This window comes from uncultured Thalassospira sp., assembly GCF_963976115.1.
Taxonomy (GTDB): domain Bacteria; phylum Pseudomonadota; class Alphaproteobacteria; order Rhodospirillales; family Thalassospiraceae; genus Thalassospira.
This window is the reverse complement of sequence record NZ_CAXBJJ010000001.1, coordinates 342090-362575: the sequence shown is the minus strand read 5'-3', so window position 1 is coordinate 362575 and position 20486 is coordinate 342090. Positions and strand designations below refer to the sequence as shown.

At 54.4% G+C, this 20486-nt stretch carries 16 protein-coding genes; 8 read left to right on the top strand and 8 right to left on the bottom strand.

All coding sequences use genetic code 11. The features are described from left to right. Positions 1 to 2 precede the first annotated feature (2 nt). The 3 genes from AAC086_RS01670 to AAC086_RS01660 form a co-directional block, all read right to left on the bottom strand. Positions 3 to 1844, bottom strand: coding sequence for a sensor domain-containing diguanylate cyclase (locus tag AAC086_RS01670; protein ID WP_339774484.1), 1842 nt, complete (start codon positions 1842 to 1844; stop codon positions 3 to 5). Beyond that, positions 1841 to 3871: an EAL domain-containing protein gene (locus tag AAC086_RS01665; protein WP_339774482.1), complete on the bottom strand. Its 2031-nt coding sequence runs from the start codon at positions 3869 to 3871 to the stop codon at positions 1841 to 1843. Before AAC086_RS01665 ends, AAC086_RS01670 begins: the two co-directional genes overlap by 4 nt. A gap of 164 nt (positions 3872 to 4035) precedes the next feature. Further along, positions 4036 to 4725: a GGDEF domain-containing protein gene (locus tag AAC086_RS01660; RefSeq protein WP_339774480.1), complete on the bottom strand. Its 690-nt coding sequence runs from the start codon at positions 4723 to 4725 to the stop codon at positions 4036 to 4038. A gap of 150 nt (positions 4726 to 4875) precedes the next feature. Here AAC086_RS01660 and AAC086_RS01655 point away from each other — a divergent pair, with 150 nt between their 5' ends. Beyond that, entirely contained in the window at positions 4876 to 5193 is a 318-nt protein-coding gene (locus tag AAC086_RS01655; protein WP_339774477.1) for a DUF5818 domain-containing protein, read from the top strand. A 28-nt stretch (positions 5194 to 5221) separates the two neighbouring features. Here the strand turns inward: AAC086_RS01655 and AAC086_RS01650 are convergent, their stop codons facing one another. Continuing rightward, complete coding sequence (locus tag AAC086_RS01650) at positions 5222 to 6319, bottom strand: SPOR domain-containing protein (RefSeq protein ID WP_339774475.1); 1098 nt, start codon at positions 6317 to 6319, stop codon at positions 5222 to 5224. Between the two features lie 148 nt (positions 6320 to 6467). Beyond that, positions 6468 to 8849: an AAA family ATPase gene (locus AAC086_RS01645; protein ID WP_339774474.1), complete on the bottom strand. Its 2382-nt coding sequence runs from the start codon at positions 8847 to 8849 to the stop codon at positions 6468 to 6470. Positions 8850 to 9157: 308 nt separating this feature from the next. On the opposite strand from AAC086_RS01645, the gene AAC086_RS01640 reads away from it, so the two are divergent. Further along, positions 9158 to 10129 carry a PaaX family transcriptional regulator C-terminal domain-containing protein gene (locus AAC086_RS01640; RefSeq protein WP_339774471.1) on the top strand — a complete coding sequence of 324 codons (972 nt, stop codon included), beginning with the start codon at positions 9158 to 9160 and terminating at the stop codon, positions 10127 to 10129. Positions 10130 to 10182: 53 nt separating this feature from the next. Here the strand turns inward: AAC086_RS01640 and AAC086_RS01635 are convergent, their stop codons facing one another. Next, a complete protein-coding gene (locus AAC086_RS01635) occupies positions 10183 to 11742 on the bottom strand; it encodes a PLP-dependent aminotransferase family protein (protein ID WP_339774469.1) in 1560 nt (519 codons plus the stop codon). 79 nt (positions 11743 to 11821) lie between these two features. Here AAC086_RS01635 and AAC086_RS01630 point away from each other — a divergent pair, with 79 nt between their 5' ends. From AAC086_RS01630 to AAC086_RS01615, 4 genes are all read left to right on the top strand, one after another. Further along, the gene (locus AAC086_RS01630) at positions 11822 to 12109 is read left to right on the top strand and encodes a DUF1127 domain-containing protein (RefSeq protein WP_339774466.1); all 288 of its coding nucleotides are present in this window, start codon (positions 11822 to 11824) and stop codon (positions 12107 to 12109) included. 142 nt (positions 12110 to 12251) lie between these two features. Then, the gene (locus tag AAC086_RS01625) at positions 12252 to 13229 is read left to right on the top strand and encodes a threonine dehydratase (RefSeq protein WP_339774463.1); all 978 of its coding nucleotides are present in this window, start codon (positions 12252 to 12254) and stop codon (positions 13227 to 13229) included. Next, on the top strand, positions 13213 to 14598 hold the full coding sequence (locus tag AAC086_RS01620) for a pyridoxal-dependent decarboxylase (protein WP_339774460.1): 1386 nt from the start codon (positions 13213 to 13215) through the stop codon (positions 14596 to 14598). Before AAC086_RS01625 ends, AAC086_RS01620 begins: the two co-directional genes overlap by 17 nt. Before the next feature lie 63 nt (positions 14599 to 14661). Then, on the top strand, positions 14662 to 15486 hold the full coding sequence (locus tag AAC086_RS01615; RefSeq protein WP_339774457.1) for a PhzF family phenazine biosynthesis protein: 825 nt from the start codon (positions 14662 to 14664) through the stop codon (positions 15484 to 15486). A gap of 75 nt (positions 15487 to 15561) precedes the next feature. Here the strand turns inward: AAC086_RS01615 and AAC086_RS01610 are convergent, their stop codons facing one another. Together AAC086_RS01610 and AAC086_RS01605 are read right to left on the bottom strand one after the other, a co-directional pair. After that, positions 15562 to 16251 (bottom strand): SDR family NAD(P)-dependent oxidoreductase, encoded by a 690-nt coding sequence (locus AAC086_RS01610; protein WP_339774454.1) that lies wholly within the window; start codon positions 16249 to 16251, stop codon positions 15562 to 15564. A 127-nt stretch (positions 16252 to 16378) separates the two neighbouring features. Beyond that, positions 16379 to 17128: an SDR family oxidoreductase gene (locus tag AAC086_RS01605; RefSeq protein WP_339774451.1), complete on the bottom strand. Its 750-nt coding sequence runs from the start codon at positions 17126 to 17128 to the stop codon at positions 16379 to 16381. Between the two features lie 130 nt (positions 17129 to 17258). On the opposite strand from AAC086_RS01605, the gene AAC086_RS01600 reads away from it, so the two are divergent. Both AAC086_RS01600 and AAC086_RS01595 read left to right on the top strand, forming a co-directional pair. After that, complete coding sequence (locus tag AAC086_RS01600) at positions 17259 to 18284, top strand: LysR substrate-binding domain-containing protein (RefSeq protein ID WP_339774449.1); 1026 nt, start codon at positions 17259 to 17261, stop codon at positions 18282 to 18284. A gap of 250 nt (positions 18285 to 18534) precedes the next feature. Further along, positions 18535 to 20409, top strand: coding sequence for an SLC13 family permease (locus AAC086_RS01595; RefSeq protein ID WP_339774447.1), 1875 nt, complete (start codon positions 18535 to 18537; stop codon positions 20407 to 20409). Positions 20410 to 20486 lie beyond the last annotated feature (77 nt).

The window sequence follows — 20486 nt, the reverse complement described above, 5'->3', positions numbered from 1 at the left end:
CCCTAGTCAGTTCTGGTTGGTGTGTGCATACCAACAGGTTCCGCAATGGCATAGCTGCCCTTGCCGTGTTTTTTTACAAAATACATTGTGTCATCGGCACGTTGCACCAGATCATCAATATTTTCGGTTTCAGTAACTTCGTGGACCGCGATGCCCAGCGAAATGCCCAGCGGTCGGTCTTCGCGGCCCGATAACGGGCGCAAGACAGCACTGGCTTCAATCAGGTCTTTGGCCCGTTTTTCGGCTGCAGTGCGGTCTGCACCATCCAGCCACACAACAAATTCATCACCGCCCAGTCGCGCCACAAGGTCGCCCGGGCGGGTGTTGTTGTGCAACAGGCGGCTTAAGGTCAGAATGGCTTCGTCGCCGCGTTGATGACCATGGACGTCGTTGACCAGTTTAAAGTTGTCCATATCGACATACATCAGGGCTGCCGGGCTTGGTTGATGTATCAGCCGGGCATAACGACGTTTAAGCTCATCAAAAAAGGCGCGTCGGTTCAAAAGCCCTGTCAGACCATCTGTCCGCGATAGGGTTACGATACGGTCGTGGTTGTCGGCCTGTTCGATCGCAATGCCGATCTGGTCGGCAACGTCATCCATGATCGCCCGTTCGCCTTCATTGGGAATGGGGTGGTCGTTTGCAAACATAAATGCCACCGCCCCATTGACCCGATGGTGATAGTGGCACCGGCGAATTTTGACCCAGTAATCATCCTTGACGATTTCCTGGTTATCGATATCGGCGGGCAGCTCATTTAAAATGTCGGCGGCAAGTTTGTGCAGGCTTTCATCGCCCTGACTGGCAACCTCGACCATGTCGCCGCCTTCGTGTTCCGGGCGAAAAATAACGCAGGCGGTACAGGCAAGGGCGCGCGTGCTGGCCGTGGCGGCGTTGCGCAAGACTTCGGTGGGGTTGATTTCATCGCGCATGGCGCGGACAATATAGGTGATCAGCCGGTCACGGTTTCGCGCATTGGCAACTTCGGTTTCATGTTGACGTTGTTCGGTAATGTCATGTGCCAGCCCGCGCGCCCCGCACCATTTGCCGTCGCGGTTCATAATCGGTGTTGCCGATACCGACAGGCAGGCGCTGCTGCCATTGGCGCGGTAAAACCAGATGGGCATATCGCGTACCGGGCGGGTGGTTTTAAAGACCTGTTCGGCATCCTGATCGGTTTTTTCGATCATGAATTCTATTGGTAACCGACCCAGAAGTGCCTTTGGTTGATAATCCATTGCGCCGCGCGGGGAGACGAAAACAAACTTTCCGCTGTCATCTGTTTCCCAGGCAAAGGCCGATGAAACCTCGACAATGTCGCGATAGCGCTGGCGTGAATCAATCAGGGCTTCGCGCAGGTTACGGTCCATTGATACGTCGCGGGGCAGCAACAAGATAAGGTCATCGCGCATCGGCAAGGCGGTCAGTTCCAGCGTTGCCGTGCCACGCTGTACCTCGAATGTCAAAAGTTCGACCACACCACCAGGTGTTTCCAGTGCGCGTGCAATCAGCGCGACAATTTCGGGAAACAGGCCTTCGCGGATGCCATCGGCAAAACCCATGGCATTTTTGTTGGCAAACAGTGGTTTTCCGTTGGACCGCATTACCATGACCGGGGCTTCTGCCTGCGCCATTGTCGATGGGTCCAGTTCAAATCGCAGGGCGTTCAGGTCAACATCTTTGGCGTCATGTGCGCTTAGCGTGCCGTTGATGGCCGCTTCGTGGCGCTCTTGCAAAATATCGCCCCCGATATTTTCCCGCTGGTCTGCGCCATGTTCAGGCTGCTGCGCAGATGTTTTTTCACTGAGTGATTTCTTTTTACGGTTAATCAGGCGCGAAATCATCGGCGGTCTCCTGCTGGCGGGGGGGATGTCGTGTCGCATATGTCCGCCAATGGACTGTTTTTCGGGGTAAAGCTAACCGTTTCAGGATGGCCAAAATGATAGCCCTGGCCATAATCAATGCCCAGATCGCGCAGCATTTTAAAGGTTGCCTGATCATGGATCATTTCAGCAATGGTGCGGATTTTCAAATCACGACATAGCGATGCTGTTGCCTTTAAAAATGCTCTTCCTTTCGGGTTGACCAAAGCGGTTTGCATGGCGCGACCATCAAATTTGATAACATCGACGTCAAGCGCACTCAGATATTCAAAATTGGCCGCACCGGCACCAAAATCGTCCAGGCAGACCATGTGGCCGCGCGTCCGCAATTTTTGCAACGTCGCATTGACCATTCGTAAATTGGTGATGCGTGCCGTTTCGGTGACTTCGAAATACACCAATGACGGGTCGATGGCAAATTCATCAAGAACATGCAGCAGGGCGACGTCAAAATTGTGCTGTTCCAGCGAATGGCCCGAGAGATTGATGGCGATATGGATGCCCGCCGGGCATTGCGCGGATGCCATATAATCGAGAACCTTGCGACACATCGCCAGGTCAAATTCAGTAATCAGTCCGGTGCCTTCGGCAAAATGAATGATCTGATCGATCGCCAGGGTATCATCTGCTCCGGTAAAGCGGGCCAGGGCTTCGAAATGATGTGTTTGTTCGTCACTCAGGTTGACGATTGGTTGAAGGGCGACCGTGAACGACCCGTTTTTGACAATCTCGCGAAAGGCGCGGACCGATTTCATCGTTTCCTGAATCAATCCGGGCAGGCTGGCCGACAGTTTTGCCGCGCTGACGTCATCGCGGGTGTCGCGACGTGCATGCAGCCGGTTCAAGGCATAGGCAACAGCGCGGGTCAGATTGGTGGCAAAGCCGTCTCCGTCAACGCTTTTCTGATGATGAACCGCATGTGCCACGTCATAATCGGGGCCTTCAAAAACCGGTTCGTCAAGGCTGTTTTCACGTTCGGTTATGGAATGTGTAATCGCTTCATCGTCAATTGCATGAATTGCGGCGAGGGCGTCTGTTGTCACAGAGGCCGGATTTGCCCCAGGCAGGGTGCTGGCGGCGGGAACATCAGGATCGCGATGCAGGGTCGGCTCTGTTGCGCCATCAGGCCCGGAAGGGGTGTTTGGGTCCGCTATATCTGCGGCTTTATCATATGGGGACTGGTCCTTTTGCGGGCTGGTATAGGCCGGGTCATTCACGTCTGCCCGCAGGGCACTGGCATAGGCAACGATCCGGCGTTCGAGTTCGATCATGGGTTCGTGCATGCCGGGGCGTTGCACCAGCCCGGCAGCGGTCGGATCTTCGTGATTGCGTTGGCGGATCATGTCGGAAAGTTCATTGGCAGCATCGGTTTCAGCACGGCGGCGCGCAGCGGCCATGTTTTCAAGCACGATCAGGGCGGCGTTGTGATGGGCGTTTTTTTGTGGCGTGTCCGTATCGTCAAGGTCGTTAAAGCGCGATGCCGCGATATGGGGGGCGGTCGCGTTGCCAACGGGTTTTTTGCGCGCCAGACGGGTTTTGCCCGACATGCCTTGCTGCAATATCAACTGGTCTATGCCATGGCGCGCCCGGGGGCGGATGGCGCGATGACGTATCGCCAGAAAATAGCGGCCCACCGGGTCCGAAATCAGATAGCCACTGACGGATACGGGCAGCACGGATGAACCGGTATTGTTTTCTGTTGCAAGAACCAGAAGGTCAAGATCCAGTTCTTCAAGGCGTTTGATGCCGGTGCTGCTATGCAGATAGGCACGTAAAAGCGGACGTTGTGCCGGAATGATCAATTGTTCCAGGGCTTCGCCCACCAGACGTTCAGGCGTACATCCCAGCAAACTTTCAATGGCACCGGCCGCGAAAAGAACATAGCCGTTTTCATCTACTTCCAGCAGCATATCAGCCCAGCAAAACGCCATCGCGGCCAGAAGGTCGCGGTCTGTTTCGCCAATATCGGCCGAAGAGTATTCCGTCATTCCATGACCGCCACGCTATTTTGATGTTGCTGTGAACCGGTATATGCAGGCTCATCAAGGCTTGCCAATGGTATAGATAGCGCTTCTTGCAACGATAATGAAGGAAAACCCAAAAAAATAAACCGGTCTATTCGTTCCGGGTTGTGCTGGTGGTATTGCTTTTTTTACGTCGGAGAGGCTGGATTTGCGGCAATTGTTTGTGTTGCATGTTTATGGCGATACATTTCCAGGTCGGCACTGTGCAAAAGTTTGGTCATGCTGGCATGGTCATTGCTGTTGGCGCGGCCAAAACTGGCCATAACGACCAGATGGTGATGCTGCCATGAAACAGGTGATTTGCCGAGGCAGGATTTAACCTGTTCGATGAAAGCGATTGCTTTGCTGTCGTTACACTTAACCAGCGCAATCGCAAACTCGTCGCCGCCCAGACGCCCGGCAAAATCGTTTTCCCCAAGATGTCTTTTGATAAGGCGGGCGACATGGCGCAATACTGCATCACCCGCAGCATGACCATATTGGTCATTTGTGCCTTTGAAACCGTCTAAATCGGCGATGATGACTTCGGTTTGGTAACCAGATTGTGCGTTGGCATCAAGGGCCAGCGTTAACAGGCGGATAAAGCCGCGCCGGTTGTGAAGCCCCGTCAGATCATCGGTATCAAGCTGGCGTTCGAGTTGACGAACACGGATTTCTGATTGTTTTAACTTTGTTTGCAAGGCAAGGGTTTGTTTGATCAGCGGGGCCAATTCCGGTGTCAAACGGGCAGTTTGGCGTGATTTTTGATCGGGGCATATGGATGCCGCCTTTATTAAGGATTGCAGAAGGGGAAGATCAACATCTTTCATGTTGTCCATCGTTTGTTTCTGGCAATGACACGGGGCGACGAAACGGCTACAAAATAAGGAATCTCAAGTGTTCTTTTACAAACTCTCGGTTACAAGAGTATTAACAACATCTTTAAATCCGGGGTTTTTGATGAAAATCCGTCAAGGAGACGTGGAAAAATGAATTTCTGGTTGGGTAACAGGCACGTCAAAATTGTTGCGACATCGGCGATGGTGCTCATGCTGGGGGCGTGCAGTACGCTAAACCGTGACAGCATCACCGCAACGGGCGAAATCACCGATCAGGGGCAGGAATGTGTGACATTTCGGGCCAATGACGGCACGCTTTATGCGCTGGCCAACAAGGCATCGGGCTTTCGCCCTGGTGACCGTGTTCGCGTAACCGGGCATTCGGCCCTGATGACCACGTGCCGCGAAGCATCAACCCTGATTGTCGATAAAATCACCTTGCTGGTGCCCGCGAAGACCGGGCAGTAATTCCGGGTAAAGTTTATCGGGTCGTGCCCTATTGGGGTAACCCGATACATGCCGTGCCGTCAGTCGCAAGCTGGCGGCATTTTTCTTTGACCTGTGCCAAGGATGAAAAACCGCCAATGCGCAGACGATGGAACCGGCCTTTGTCGCCCAGGTCAACAATACCCAGGTAATGATGGTGCTGGCGTGCAAGTTCCGGGTAGCGAATGGCAAAGCTGGCCCAATAGGTTTCTGCCGAAACGGCTGTCCGAAAGGCGCCAAGCTGCAGCACAAAGCCGCCACCTGAAACCGGGGGCCTGGGCGGTATGGCCGAGGCCGGATGTGACGCCGCTATGGCCGTTGTGGGACCGCCTGGCGGGGCAGAGGGCGCTGTCATTGTCGTGGTGTCGCGCTCTGGTGCAGGCAGCGGTGACGGCTCATTGTTTGATCCCCACGGTGTTGGTGCCTGTGCTGCCTGCGGTAGGGCGAAAATGGCCGAGGACGCCGATGGAGCCGGTTTTGCATCGGGTGTTTGGGCGGGGATTGATGCGGGGAGAGCCTGTTGGGCCACAGGCATGGCATTTTTACTGCCGGTTTGATCGTTATTGCCGCCCCACGGGGCAATAATTTGCAGGGTCTGTGCGGGGGCGGCTTGTGGTGCTGCGGGCGGCGTGACTGCTGGCTTTGGTTTGCCCGGCGCGTTGACAGGGTTGGCTGTGGGTGCCTTTTGGTATTGTGGTCGAACCCATTGCGCGGCTGTAGCAGGTTGCCCGTTCTCGGACGGCATGATGGATGCCTGAAGCACATTGGCATTCATCGGGCGTTTTGATGTTGGTGTGCCGGATTTTACCTGTCTGTCGTTTCTGTAACGGCTGGAAAGCAAAAAATCGGCGGGCTCGACACCGGATTCTGTACCGGGTTCGGGGGGAGATGATGTGGCATATGGCGCATTTCTTGCGCGTTCGGGCCGTTCTTTTGCCAGTTTAAGTAAATCAAGCGGGCCGGTCGCCGGGCCAGGATTATCGGTGATGCGCCGCGCGCTGCCGGGAATATCCGTGGGAATGGCCTCAAGGCCCGATACCGTGTCGGCGCGGGTGTTCAGATCGGCATTTTGTGCGTATGCGGGCGTAACCTGCCATGCTTGAAACATGAAAGCAGCCAATGCCGTTGCACATAACAGGTATTGCGCCCGTTGCCTGTGTGGCGATGTGGCTTTGTGACACCTCAATCCGGTGCGACCTTTATACAGGCCGCGCCGGATTGGGGTTAAAGATGGGGATTGGCGGGGAGGAGACATTTTATTCAGACCATCCGGGATAGGCATGACGTTCACGCAGCAAGACATCATTGCGGCGCAGACGTTCCATTGCTTTGCCAAAAACACTGCCCGTCGGGTAATTGCCATCGGCAGTATCGCCACAGGGTTTTCCTGTCAGGATTTCGATGGCGTCGCTGATATTGTCGATGGTCCAGATATTGAATTTACCCTGGCGAATGGCATGGACGACCTCGTCGCGCAGAATAATATGTTCGGCATTGGCGGCAGGGACAATAACCCCCTGATCGCCGGTAAAGCCCTGATCGGCACAGATGCGATAAAATCCTTCGATTTTATGCGAAATGCCACCCACAACCTGGGCTTCGCCAAACTGGTTCATCGATCCGGTCACGCCAATATTTTGTTTAACCGGCACCTGGGAAATGGCTGAAATAATTGCACACAGCTCGGCGAGCGAGGCTGAATCGCCTTCGATGCCGCCGTAATTTTGCTCGAACGTGACGGAACAGGCAAAAGAAAGCGGAAATTCCTGGGCGAAGCGGGATTTCAAAAAGCCTTCGATCGTCATGACTGATTTTTGCTGTAGCGGCCCTGAAAGATCGACCATGCGTTCGATATTGAGCACACCGAGATTGCCGACATAGCTGCGCGCGGTGACACGGGCGGGCAGGCCAAAGGCGTGGTCGCCATAATCAAGAACGGTCAGCGCGTTGACCTGGCCGATCACACTGCCAAAGCTGTCAATCAGGACTTCACGGCGCTGAACCCGTTCGTGCGAGCGGTCTTCAAGGCGGCTGTTGCGGTGGCGGCGTTCTTCGATTGCGCGTTTGACATCGGCGGCGCGAATGGTGGTGCGGCCCGCTGTCTTTGCCAGGGCGCCTGCTTCAATTGCCACATCTTCAACCCGTTCGATCTGGGCTGAAATTTTGTCGCGTTCCCCGGCCCAGCGTGCGGCCTGGCCTAGCAACTGGCGAATGGCACCAGTATCAATTGAAATGCCCGAGCGCGCCTTGACCGAGCGGGTGAGAAGCCCGGTATAGGTGGAGATATTGCGGGTGATGGCGGGCATGTCGGAGTCGATATCGGCCTTGACGCGGAAATGGTTGCGAAAATCGACATCAAGCGAAAAGAAGGAATAATAATATTTGGGCGCACCGACAATGACGATTTTGACATCCAGCGGAATGGCGCGGGGTTCGGGGGCACCGGCGGTGGGCGGACCGGATTTTTGCCGTTCCTCGATGCGGATTTCGCCATCACGCAGGGCGGCTTTCAAATAGCTCCAGCTTTCTTCGTGTTCGACCAAAGATTCCGCACGTAACACCAGAACCCCGCCATTGGCCCGATGCAAAGCCCCTGGTTTGATCAGCGAGAAATGCGGGTGCATCCCGCCTGCCATGGGGCGATACTGGATCTGACCAAACAGATTGTCATAGCTGGGCGAGGGTTCGAGAACCACATCGGGGTGGTCGTCGCGGGAATGATCAATCAGCAAATTAACCGCATAACGATCTTCGACCGTTTCGGGCATTTTGCCATCGCCAAGATCAATGGATGGCTGATCGTCGGGTTCCTCAAAGGCGTCGATATTGTCAAGAATATCGGCCTCAAGTGCATCGAACCACGCCTTTAGACCGGGAACAGTGAAAACCTCGCGCAGTTTTTCGATGCGGGGTTTAAGTACGACACTGGCGGCAGATCGACGCAGGCTATCAAGTGTGTCGCCAATCTGGTCTTCAAGGTCGCGGGTGGAAAGCAGGGTTTTACGGGCTTCTTCGGCGACTTCTTCAAAGACGGCATCGGCGGTGTCACGGCGTTCCTTGGACAATTTGTCCATCGGGATTGGTTCGCCTTCATCATCAAGCGCAACGATCATGACGCCTTTTTCGTTTTCCTGCACATCAAGCCCGCGCTCCCGGGCAAATTTGCGCAGGGTGTCGAATTTATCGCGCACCTGGTGGCGGGCTTCTTCGGTTTGCGCCTGGGTCTCGGTCAAATGCGCCGGGGCACTAAAGGCAGAGGCAAAGGCCTCGCGCAGATGGGAAATCAGAGTTTCCATTGCTTCGGTCAGCTTGCGGCCGGTGCCCGGTTCAAAGCTGAAGGGGCGGGGCCGGTTGCTGCGTGAAAAATTGTTCAGGTAAACCCAGTCGGCCGGGGCCGGGAGGCGCTCCATCGATTTTTTCAGATAATCCATCGTTGCGGTCATGCGCCCTGCCCGGTCTAGCCCCAGGACAAACACGTTAAAGCCCGGTTCTGACATGGACAGGCCAAATTTCAGGGCCTCGGCCGCACGGTAATGCGACGTAAAATCGAAAATTTCTGGCGATGTGTCCTTTTGCGGGCTGCGGATACGGAAATGCGGAAAACTGCAATCGTCGGCATCAAGGCGGGAAATCGGCATGTGCGCTCTTTTGTAAGGACCCCGGAAACCTGACATTTGCAAACTTGGCAAACGCAGGTGCGAAATGATTTTGGAAGCAAGTCTGCGTGCTGGTCAAGCATTGCCTTGCCGAATTTTGCCTCGCTTTGGGTTCACGGCGAAATTTATGTCATTGTGATACAAATATTGTCGATTTTTCTAAATTGTGTATCATGTTTAAAATGAGAACATGTGTGATGATATGGATCGAAAGGGCGACCCGGGCTTGCCCGGTTCACGACCGCTAAAACGTGTAAATCTTTTATTTGAAATGACCCTTGAGGACATAAATGAGCCGCCAGACCAGCTTTGCCTATCAACAGTTCGACGCCATACGCACCCGGCTTGATCTGAGCAGCCGGGCTGTTGTGATTACTTTTCTGTGTGATGTTTTGCGGCCCCGAGGCGAGTCTGTTTTTTTGGCGGATATGATTTCACTGTTATCGCCCGTCGGGGTGAGTGAACGGGTTTTACGGACCGCTGTTTTTCGCATGTCGCGCGATGGCTGGCTGGAAACGCGACGGGTGGGGCGGCAGGCGGTTTACCGGGTTACATCGGAGGGCTGGCGTTTGATCGAACCCGGATGTCGCCAGTTCTATACCGCCCCGACGCCTGGCTGGGACGGGCAGTGGACCTTGATCATGTTTGACAACCATTCGATTACTGTCGAGCAAAGAAGGGCGGCGGCCCGCATCTTATCGTGGCGCGGCTTTGGCGTGGTTGCCAGCAATGTTTTTGCCCATCCCGGGATTGATGTGGCGCTGACCCGGCAAATTTTAACGGAAACCGGGCTGGCATCGGCGGCAATTTCGTTGCGGGCGGAAACGCAGGACATTGCTGAATCCGCATCCTTGCGCGATATGGTGGCATCCACCTGGGATTTGAAATCGTTGCAGCAGGAATATCGGCAAAAACTGGCTTTGTTTGAACCGCTGCTGTCGGTTGATCTGGCGGCAGAATGCACGCCAGACCTGGCTTTTGCCCTGCGCATGTTATTGATGCACGGTTTTAAGCAGGTGGTTTTGCGGGACCCCGGCCTGCCGGCCCAATTGTTACCGACCGACTGGCCGGGGCATCGGGCGCGCGATGTTATCCGGCAGTTATATTGGCAGCTTGTGCCATTGTCCGAGCCTTTTATTGCGCAGCATTTTCGCCAATGCGCCGGTGATGGCGCTCATGAGACAGCTGCAAAATCAGGGTCAGGCAATGCCGACCTTGCCGGATGGTTTTTTAAAAGATTGGGCGGGCCAATCCTGGATTGATCATTCAGTATGAAAAAGGGTGTTGCAGCTTTTGTTTGTTGAAATTGCAAATTTTACATCACCTGTGCGTCACTAAACTCGCTGGTTTGTAACAGGCGCAGGATAATATTGACTCCGTGATGAATCCGCTCGGTCGAGCGTTCGGCGCCAAAGGACAGTCGCAATCCGCGTGGGGGAACGCCAACAGAAAATTGTTGGGCGGCAGTTAGAATCACGCCCGAATTGGCCGCATTCATCACCAGTTCGGTGGTTTCAATATGGTCGGGCAGGCTTAGCCATATGAAGTAATTGGTGGGGTGGAAGCGCACATCATAACCTTTGAGGCTGCCAAGAATAACCCCCAGTCGCCGGGAGGCTTCTTCGCGGTGCCAGCTTTCATATCGTTCCACTGTGCCATCATTGATCAGGCGCGTAACCAGTTCCAGATTGATACCCGGCGTCATCCAGCAGGTGGTGCGAATACCGCTGGCCAGTTTGGCAATATACTGGATCGGCGCATGAATAAAGCCGATGCGTAATCCGCCACCAACGCTTTTGGATATGCCATTGAGGTAAATGGCCCGTTCGGGGACAAAGCATGACAATGGCGGGGGCGAATCGGGATTTAAAAACCCGTAAATGGCATCTTCGATCAGCAACAGATTGTGTTTTCGCAGCACATCGGCAATGGCAATCCGGCGTTCGTGGCTCATGGTGCTGCAAAGCGGGTTATGCAGGGTTGGCATCAGATAAATGACGCGCGGCGATTGTGTGCGACACAGGCTGTCGAGCACATCGGGTAAAATGCCTTCTTCATCCATCGCGACGCCGCGCAGACGAAACTGCATCATCGCGGCCAGGCTGCGCAGATTGGGATAGGTCATTTCTTCGCACAGAACCAGATCACCGGGACGGGTAAAGGTCATTAACGCCACCGTCATGGCATGTTGAACACCGGCGGTTGGCAAAACCCGGTCCGGGTTGTCGTCCAGCCCGAAACGCCCGGCCATTTTGGCCAGGGCCTGGCGATGATGGGGCATGCCATATTCGGTTTTATAGGTGATCAGGTTTTCAATAGAGCCGCCCTGGGCAATGTCGATCAGAACCTGATTGATGTGGGTTTCCTGCGGGGGCAGGGGGCAATTCATGCGAAAATTGATTGGCCCGTCATCAAGTTTTACCGGATAGGGCGTTTGAGAATCGCGGTTTTGCGTAAACGATACGTCTGCTGTGCCGAAATTAACCGGTGCACTGGCAGTGCCAGATTGAACATATCCGTTCGCGGTGTTTTGCCGGGCGATGCTGGCGGTATCGCCGCCGCCTGTTAGCGCGCCTTCTTTGCCAAAGGTGCGGGGATGGCCGGGCAGCAATAAAGGCGGCGTTACGTCTATTGGCCCGCTGACATAAGTGCCGCGCCCAACCTCGCCAATGGCAAGGCCCATGCGTTCGGCCTCTCGGTAGGCGCGCGTTACCGTGCCAACCGTCACACCCAAATGATAGGCTAAATCTCGATGGGTCGGCAGGCGGTCACCCGCCTGCAATTGCCCTTTTTCAACGGCAGCACCAATGGCATGCGCGATGCGGCGATAAACCGGGCCGCTACCGGATGAAAGATCGGGGGTCCATATTGTCATGGTGACAATGTTTAGTTTGACAGGGTTACAATGTCAATGACAAAAGGAAATCGACACAATTTTAAAGCAGGAGGAAATAATGACAAATTGTAATGATACAATTCGGTTTCCTGCGACTCTCGCTGGCGGCTCGTTACCGCAGGACCAGAGCGCAGGGGATGCAAATGCAACCCGCACCGGTTTTGTGAGCACCGCGATCCGTCGCCTGCTTGTTGCTCTGGTGTCGGTGCAGCGAAAACATCGAGATAAGAATAACCTGCGCCACCTTGATGACCGGTTGCTTAAGGATGTCGGGTTGGTAAGATCTGACGTTGAACCTTATGTCTCGGCACCGGTGATGAAAGACTTGCCCCCGCGCGGTTATTAAACCGCGCTGCGACCGGAATGCACCGCTCCCTCGCGTTCCGGTCTCCACCCTTTCCCAGGGGGAGGGGTACAATTCTGTATCCCGGAATTTCGCGCAATGTCTGTGCTAAAATGGCGATACAATATCAATTCAGGGGTACAATATGTTTTCCGCGCAGGAACTGAACGCCGCAGCCGACTTTGTGCATCAATATGTCGCGCCCACACCCACCATCCGATGGCCGCTTCTTGAGCAGGCAACAGGGCTTTCGCTTTATGTAAAGCACGAAAATCATACCCGCTTGGGGGCGTTCAAGCTGCGTGGCGGGCTAACATTTTGCCGTTATCTGTCGCAATCAACGCAAATCATAAATGGCATCATCAGTGCAACACGTGGCAATCATGGTCAAAGCCTGGCCTATGCTGCCAGTGTGTTTGGTTTGCGCGCCACGATCATTGTACCCTTTGGCAATTCACCCGAAAAAAATGCCGCCATACAGGCCCTTGGTGCCGAGGTGATCGAACATGGCGACGATTTTCAGGACGCCGCCGACTTTGCCCGCCAAAAAGCAATCGAGGATGATTTGGTGATGGTGCCACCATTTCACCCCGAACTGGTGCGCGGGGTGGCATCTTATGGTGTAGAATTGTTTACAGCGATCGAGAATTTGGACAGGGTTTATGTGCCCATTGGCATGGGGTCGGGTATTTGCAGCCTGATTACGGCGCGCGATGCTTTGGGGTTGAAAACCGATATTATCGGGGTGGTCGCCAACGGGGCCGACGCGGTGCGTCAGTCTTTTTACAAAGGCGAAATTTGCGAAACCAAAACCGCCGTGACCTTTGCCGATGGTGTGGCGTGTCGCAAACCGGACCCTGCGGCGTTTGACATTATCAATCGTGGGGCCAGCGATATTGTTGCTGTTTCCGATGACGACATAAAGCAGGCGATGCGCCTTTTATTCAGTGCCACCCACAATGTGGCCGAAGGGGCCGGTGCCGCAGCACTGGCCGCCGTTATCGCCGACAAGAACCGGGCCATCGGCAAAAAAAGCGCCATTATTTTAAGTGGCGCAAATATCGACCGCGATGTTTACGCAGATATTCTGCAAGGAAGTCATCAGAATGAACCAGAAATTTGAAGATCTGAACCAGATCGGCGATATTTTTGCCAAGGTTGGCGATATCGCGCAGCATTATTTAAATGCAGGCGACGACGCCCCGGTCATTTGCCATGATACCGGTGCGTTTGACCCCTTTGCGACCCTGCCTGCCCATGGTGCTGGCGCGCTGGCGGCACTCGACGCGCTTAAACAGGAAATTCTGCCTTTTCTGGCAACATCAAGCGGGCCGCGTTATTTGGGTTTTGTCACGGGTGGGGCAACCCCGGCGGCGGTGGCTGGCGACTGGATCGCCAGTGCCATTGATCAGAATGCGACCGGGCCGGAAGGTTCTGTCGCATCGGCGGTGGAACAGCAGGTTTTAAACTGGATTTGTGATTTGGGCGGGCTGCCGCGCAACCGGTTTGACGGCGCTTTGACCACCGGGGCAACGGCATCAAACCTGTTGGCGGTGGTAACAGCGCGGCAATGGTGTGGTGAACAGGTGGGGATCGATGTTGATGCCGATGGGGCCATGGCCTTGCCTTCGTTCGAGGTTTTTTCAGCCACGCCACATGCCAGCATGGTCAAGGATTTGTCGGTTTCCGGTGTAGGTCGCAACAATATCATCAAGGTTGCGACAGAACCGGGCACTGAAGCAATGCATGTGCAAGACCTGGCCGACAAACTGGCAAATAGCACCTCGAAGGCAAAAATGGTGATCGCCAGTGCCGGTACGGTCAATGCCACCGATTTTGATGATTTGGTGGCGATTGCCGATATGTGTGCCGCTTATGGTGCATGGATGCATGTGGATGCGGCATTTGGCCTGTTTGCGGCCCTTGACGACCGTCGGGCGCATTTGGTGACCGGTATTGAACGGGCAGACTCGATCACATCCGACGGGCATAAATGGCTGAATGTGCCTTATGACTGCGGTATTTTCTTAACCCGGCAGATTTCAGTGCTGGAAAAATGCTTTCGCGCCTTTGCCCCTTATCTGGCGTCGGATGCTCGCGGGAATAATTATATTAATCGGGGTGTCGAAAATTCGCGCCGGTTTCGGGCCTTGCCCATCTGGATGGCGGTTAAGGCCTATGGTCGCGAAGGGTTTGCCGACATTGTGCGCCGCAATTGTGATCAGGCGCGTGACCTTGCTCATTGGGTGGCAGACCATTCGGAGCTGATATTGCTGCGCGATCCGCTGTTAAATGTGGTGATGTTTTGCGGGCGGGGAAATGATGATGCCAATCGCCAGCTTTTGTCGCGGATCAATGCGACAGGTAAAGTCTTTTTGACACCGACAATTTACGATGGTCGTTTCGGGTTTCGGGCCGCTTTTAGCAACTGGCGCACACGCGACCATGACATGACGATTATTAAAAATGCCATTCAAGGCGTTCTGTCATAAACTGTTTTTGGTGGTTCCACCGCGTGCGGCACCGCCACCATTCCGGATTTCGAGGTGACTTTTATGCCCCAGACATCGCTGCCGATCTATCAGGTTGATGCTTTCACCAACCATCTTTTTGCCGGAAACCCGGCCGCTGTTGTGCCGCTGGATTGCTGGTTGCCAGACACGGTGATGCAGCAGATTGCAATGGAAAATAACCTGTCGGAAACGGCTTTTTTTGTCAAAGTCGATCAGGGTGATGCAGATTACCACATTCGCTGGTTTACCCCGACGGTAGAAGTCCCGTTATGCGGCCATGCAACCCTTGCCAGTGCCTATGTGCTGTTTCATCAGCTGGGCGTGACGGGCGATGAAATTCGCCTGCAAAGCAAAAGTGGTATGTTAACGGCCCGACGCGATGGCGCTGCCATTGTGCTTAATTTTCCGGTCCAGCCTCTGGTCGATGATGCGATCGTGCAAAATATTGCCAAGGCCCTGTCGCCTGATGGTGCCGTTGCCTGTTTCAGGGTTGCCAGCCGCGATACTGACCATGTTCTGGTTTATGAAAATGCCGACACGGTGCGCAATATGGCCCCGGATATGTCGGTTCTGGCGACACTGGCCCAGCGCGGTGTAATTGTAACCGCCCCGTCAGACAGTGATGATTGCGACATGGTGTCACGGTATTTTCTACCCGCTTTGGGTATTAATGAAGATCCGGTGACGGGATACATGCATTGTGTTGTTGCGCCTTATTGGGCCGCGCAAACCGGCAAGGCGCACCTTGTTGGCTATCAGGCATCTGCGCGTGGCGGGTTTGTTGATTGCACTGTTGATGGTGACCGGGTGCATTTAAAAGGCAACGCTATTTTGTATTTGAAAGGCGAAATTTTCTTGCCTCAATAGACCGGCCAAATGACAGGCCCCCGCAAAACAACCCGCCAATAATGCCAAATTGGCGGGTTGTGGGGGTGGGGGGATTTAGGCGGCATGAAGGGCATTGTGGTCGTTTCGGTCGTTAAAGTTAAATGTGGTGCCGGTTATAAAATCGGATTCAGGCCCGGCCAAAAATGACAGGCCTTTGGCGATATCGCCCAATACCGGGATATTGGCCAAGGATGCCGCCAGGTTCTTGCGCCCCAGAATATTCGATTGCAGACGATTAACCGTAACGTGGCGATTATGAAGTGATTTGGCGCTGTGCGTGATCAGTTCGTCTAGCGGTGCCAGGGTGGCGTGGTTATTGTTGCTCGCGGCGAGATCGTTAACCGGTTGGGCCGGGGTGGTTTTGCCAATGGCAATGATGCGGCCCCCGTCACGAATAGCCGGTGTAATGGCATCAATGGCAGCCGCACTATAAATGCGTTCATCATCGACAAGAACGAAGGATACATTGTTGGTTACCAGAATATCAACCTGGCCAAAATCGGCGATGACCTGGGAAACAAGTATTTTAATGCCTGAAACACGATCACAATTAATGGCATAGGCGCGCGCATTGACTCCGCGGGCTTCAAGCCCGGTAACGATGCCTTGCGCGTTCCAGGCATTCGCGGGGTGGCTGATGATGACGTCGGCACCCTGATCGGCCAGGGTCTGTGCGCTTAAGGCGCCAATGCCGTAATGCCCGTCGGTAACAATGGCAATCTTGCCTGCCAATGGTTTGTTCATGGTTGTTCTCCCGAACAAGGGTTTTTCCTGTATGCAAAAACCTTACGTCTGAAACCCGGCAGGCAATAGTCCTTATTCTTGCGACCTAGCGTTCGTTATATAGAACGATATTGGGGCAAGAATTTGATCACGCGCTATAACCACCATCAACGTTGATCACTGTTCCGGTGATATAGGATGCAGCGGGGCTGGCAAGAAAGGAAATGGCGGCGGCGACTTCTTCGGGCATGGCGGGGCGGCCCAGGGGCACGGCTGTTTGAATGGGGGTCGGGTACTGTGCCAGCGGGTCCAGCAGGTCGTCATTCACAAAGCCCGATTGCACAACGTTGATCGTGATGTTGCGGGGGGCAAGGTCGCGGGCGGCACCCCGGGTATAGCCCACCATGGCGGCCTGGGTTGCGGTAAAATCGGCCAGTCCGCTTGCCCCGGCATGGGCGCACAGGCACGATCCCAGCGTAATGATGCGTCCGCCATTGGGCATCAGGGGGGCGGCAGTGCGAATGGTGTGTGTTGTGGCGCAAAAATTGACGTTTTGCTGGCGTTTTATGCCATTCAGATCGGCATCGGGGTTGTCGACCTGGCCGCAAACGGCAATGAATGCGGCGTTGACCAGAATGTCGAGGCGGCCAAAATGGGCAAAGGCAGTTTGTACCATTGCGCTGACCTGCAGGTTATCGGCCGGGTCGGCTTCAAATGATTTGGCTTGCACGCCAATGCCCTGAAGTTCTTCGACCATTTCCCGGGCGACCTTGCGGTCGCAAACATATCCGATGGCAATGTTCGCGCCTTGCTCGGCAAGCATGCGGGCGGTGGCGGCACCGATGCCGAATGCGCCCCCGGTGATCAGGGCGACTTTGCCATTTAGAAGTTTGCTCATGGGGGCTCCGGTTGAAGGGGAAAAGAACCGATTTGTCGACGATGCAACAGAATTTAGAATTTTCAAGATATGGACAAAAGTTCCTTTTTGCGGCACTCTGCGTTCATCATATAGAACAATGGGGCCGGTCATGCAGGACTTGAACGATCTTTTTTATTTTGCGCAGGTTGTGTCCCATGGTGGATTTGCACCGGCAGGCCGCGCGCTTAACCAGCCCAAATCGAAACTCAGTCGGCGGGTAGCTCAACTCGAAGACCGTCTTGGTGTCAAGTTAATCGAAAGATCAAGCCGGCGCTTTCGGGTGACGGAACTGGGGCAGGCTTTTTATGACCGTTGTGCCAATATTTTAAACGAAGCCGAAGAAGCCGAAGCCATTGTTGCGGAAGCAAAAGGGGTAGAGCAGGGGGTGGTTCGCATCAGTGTGCCGCCAGCCATGCTTGAAACAGCACTGGCCGAAGTTTTGGCCGATTTCAGTGAAAAATTTCCCAAGGTGCAATTGCGGGTGATGGCAACCAACCGCCGGGTGGATTTGATCGAGGACCGGGTTGATGTGGCGTTTCGGGTGCGCGATTCGCTTGATAGCGATGCGACCCTGATTGTTAAAACCCTGGGCCTTGCCGATGCAATCATGGTGGCCAGCCCCGGTTTGATGGAAAAACTTGGCTCCGGCTTTTCGGTTGATGACATTAACCGCTTTCCCACTCTCAGCATCAAAGGGGAGGATGTTGATACCATTCGCTGGCAGCTTGTCGGTCCCGATGACGATACACGTATGCTGGAAGTTACCCCGAGACTGGCCACCAGCGATATTTCCATGATCCGCCAATGTGCCCTGCGCGGGCAGGGGATTGCCCTGTTGCCACGTTTTAGCACCCATCATGCCATTCAGGCCGGGCGTCTGGTGCAGGTATTGCCGGAATGGCGTGCTGTTGGCGGCATTGTGCATATTCTGTTTAAGGCACGACGCGGCTTGCCCCCGGCGGTGCGCGCGTTGATCGACCATTTGACCGAACGCGCGCGTGAACGCACGCTTTGGGAATGTGACCAAGCCCTTGAACGGCTGTGCCCGCAATATATTTGCCGTGAAGGCGCAATTGAAGAAGCCGCGACGCCGAAAAATATTCCGGCAGAGCTAAAACCTTTGGTTTCAGTCTGATCATTTTACGCGGCATCTGCTATTTTATAACGCTCTGACAGGTTCGCAAATGCGATTGTCAGGGCGTTTTTGTGCGCGGAACTTTGCCTGGGGCAAGGATATACCAAATTCCCCGTGCGAGATTTTTATTGACCGCATGGCAGGGCTTTCGGCTAAGTAATAGCAATAATATGCATGATATCTTTGGTTTCGTTGGGTATCGGCCCGTTTTTCGGGATGCATAAGGCATTTGCGACAGGGGAAAATCAACGTGCTAGACAATGTCGTCGCAAACAGTGCGACACCGTTGCAGATGTGGGTTGTGCTTGCGCTGGTCGCGGGTTCGCTCGGGCTTTACGCTTGGGAACGCATCTCGCTTGAGATGACGTCGATGGCGATCATCGCTGTTTTGTTGCTGTTTTTTAATCTTGTGCCGCTGAACGATGGCGAAGGCACAAACCTTTTAGGCCCGGACACCTTGATGTCGGGCTTTGCCAACCCCGCCTTGCTGACTGTGTTGGCATTGCTGGTGGTGGGGCAGGGCATGGTGCTGACGGGCGGGGTTAGTTACATCGCCGGGCTGATTACCGAACATGGCGGCAAAAATGCCTCGCTGTCGATTTTTGTCGGTCTGTTTGTGGTTATGTTGCTGTCGGCGTTTTTGAACAATACGCCCGTGGTGGTTATTTTTATTCCCATCATTCAGGCCTTGGCCGAACGCATTCAGCGATCCCCAAGTTCGCTCATGATTCCACTGTCTTTTGCCGCAATTTTGGGCGGTATGACGACCCTGATCGGGTCTTCGACCAACCTTTTGGTCTCAAGCTCGCTGATCGAGCTGGGGATGGAACCGCTGGAATTTTTTGAATTTACCGTGGTGGGGTCTGTTCTCGCCTTTTCGGGGTTTTTCTATGTGCTGCTGATTGCGCCGCGCCTGTTACCGGCCCTGGCATCCATGAGCAGCCGTTTGACCAAACCCGATGGTAGTGGCAAACAGTTTATCGCCCAGATTACCGTTGGTCCTGCTTCACAAATGATTGGGACCAAACCGGTCGCGGGCTTTTTTAAAAACCTGCCCAATGTCACCATCCAAATGATTGTTCGGCGCGAACATGCCGATTTGCCCCCCTTTGATGAACATCTTGAAGTTCAGCCCGGTGACGTGTTGGTGGTGGCGGCCACCCGCAAAGCCCTGACCGAGGCTTTGCAAAAAGACCCCGGTCTGATCCATGCCGAAGCCGCAGGTGTACGCGATAGCAGTAGTGCCAATGCCGAAAACAAATCGACCCAGCTTCTGGCCGAGGTGATGGTGCCGCCGGGATCGCGCCTGATTGGGTTTAATCTGGAGCAGATCGGCTTTCGCTATCAGTATAAATGCCTGGTGCTGGGTATTCAGCGCCGGTCGCGCATGATCCGCACACAGATGACGGAAATCCGGCTTGAGGCAGGCGATGTGTTGCTGGTGCAGGGCCGGTCCGAAGATGTCGAAGCCTTGCGGACCATTCGCGATGTGGTGCTGCTGGAATGGTCAACCCGTGCGTTGCCGCGTCCGTTTCATGCGCGCCGGGCTGCGTTTATTTTTCTGGGTGTTATCGCGCTGGCGGCAACCGGGCTGGTGCCGATCATGATTTCCAGCTTTATCGGTGCTGGGCTTATGATTGCGTCGGGTGCGCTGAATATGCGCCAGGCATCGCGGGCGATTGACCGAAAAATTGTGTTGCTGGTGGCAGCGGCCCTGGCACTGGGCAATGCCCTGCAAATAACCGGTGGCGCGTCCTACATTGCCGATGCGTTGCTTTCGGCATTAAACGGCGCCCCGGCACCGGTGATTTTATCGGTGTTTTTTATAATGGTGGCGGTGTTTACCAATGTTTTGTCAAACAATGCCTGTGCGGTGCTGTTTACCCCAATCGGCATTGGCATGGCGCAACAACTTGATGTACCGCCGCATGTTTTTGCGATTGCGGTGGTGATGGCGGCGAACTGTTCGTTTGCGTCCCCGGTTGGCTATCAGACCAACCTTCTGGTGATGGGGCCGGGGCATTACCGTTTCATTGATTTTCTTAAATCCGGCACACCGCTGATCATTTTGTTATGGATTGTCTTTAGCCTGTTTGCGCCGTGGTATTACGGCCTTTCCATGTAAATATGGGCAAAGAGTATGTTGTGTGCGGCAATGTATTGCCCGCCTGATATGCGATATATTGCCCTTGCGTGCATGTC

Excerpts from the sequence above, each read along its gene's own strand:
- AAC086_RS01610 (WP_339774454.1), bottom strand. The coding sequence starts at position 16,251 with ATGAACAAACCATTGGCAGGCAAGATTGCCATTGTTACCGACGGGCAT.
- AAC086_RS01650 (WP_339774475.1), bottom strand. The coding sequence starts at position 6,319 with ATGTTTCAAGCATGGCAGGTTACGCCCGCATACGCACAAAATGCCGAT.
- AAC086_RS01660 (WP_339774480.1), bottom strand. The coding sequence starts at position 4,725 with ATGGACAACATGAAAGATGTTGATCTTCCCCTTCTGCAATCCTTAATA.
- AAC086_RS01630 (WP_339774466.1), top strand. The coding sequence starts at position 11,822 with ATGACAAATTGTAATGATACAATTCGGTTTCCTGCGACTCTCGCTGGC.
- AAC086_RS01655 (WP_339774477.1), top strand. The coding sequence starts at position 4,876 with ATGAATTTCTGGTTGGGTAACAGGCACGTCAAAATTGTTGCGACATCG.
- AAC086_RS01640 (WP_339774471.1), top strand. The coding sequence starts at position 9,158 with ATGAGCCGCCAGACCAGCTTTGCCTATCAACAGTTCGACGCCATACGC.
- AAC086_RS01605 (WP_339774451.1), bottom strand. The coding sequence starts at position 17,128 with ATGAGCAAACTTCTAAATGGCAAAGTCGCCCTGATCACCGGGGGCGCA.
- AAC086_RS01670 (WP_339774484.1), bottom strand. The coding sequence starts at position 1,844 with ATGATTTCGCGCCTGATTAACCGTAAAAAGAAATCACTCAGTGAAAAA.
- AAC086_RS01645 (WP_339774474.1), bottom strand. The coding sequence starts at position 8,849 with ATGCCGATTTCCCGCCTTGATGCCGACGATTGCAGTTTTCCGCATTTC.
- AAC086_RS01600 (WP_339774449.1), top strand. The coding sequence starts at position 17,259 with ATGCAGGACTTGAACGATCTTTTTTATTTTGCGCAGGTTGTGTCCCAT.
- AAC086_RS01665 (WP_339774482.1), bottom strand. The coding sequence starts at position 3,871 with ATGACGGAATACTCTTCGGCCGATATTGGCGAAACAGACCGCGACCTT.
- AAC086_RS01620 (WP_339774460.1), top strand. The coding sequence starts at position 13,213 with ATGAACCAGAAATTTGAAGATCTGAACCAGATCGGCGATATTTTTGCC.
- AAC086_RS01615 (WP_339774457.1), top strand. The coding sequence starts at position 14,662 with ATGCCCCAGACATCGCTGCCGATCTATCAGGTTGATGCTTTCACCAAC.
- AAC086_RS01625 (WP_339774463.1), top strand. The coding sequence starts at position 12,252 with ATGTTTTCCGCGCAGGAACTGAACGCCGCAGCCGACTTTGTGCATCAA.
- AAC086_RS01635 (WP_339774469.1), bottom strand. The coding sequence starts at position 11,742 with ATGACAATATGGACCCCCGATCTTTCATCCGGTAGCGGCCCGGTTTAT.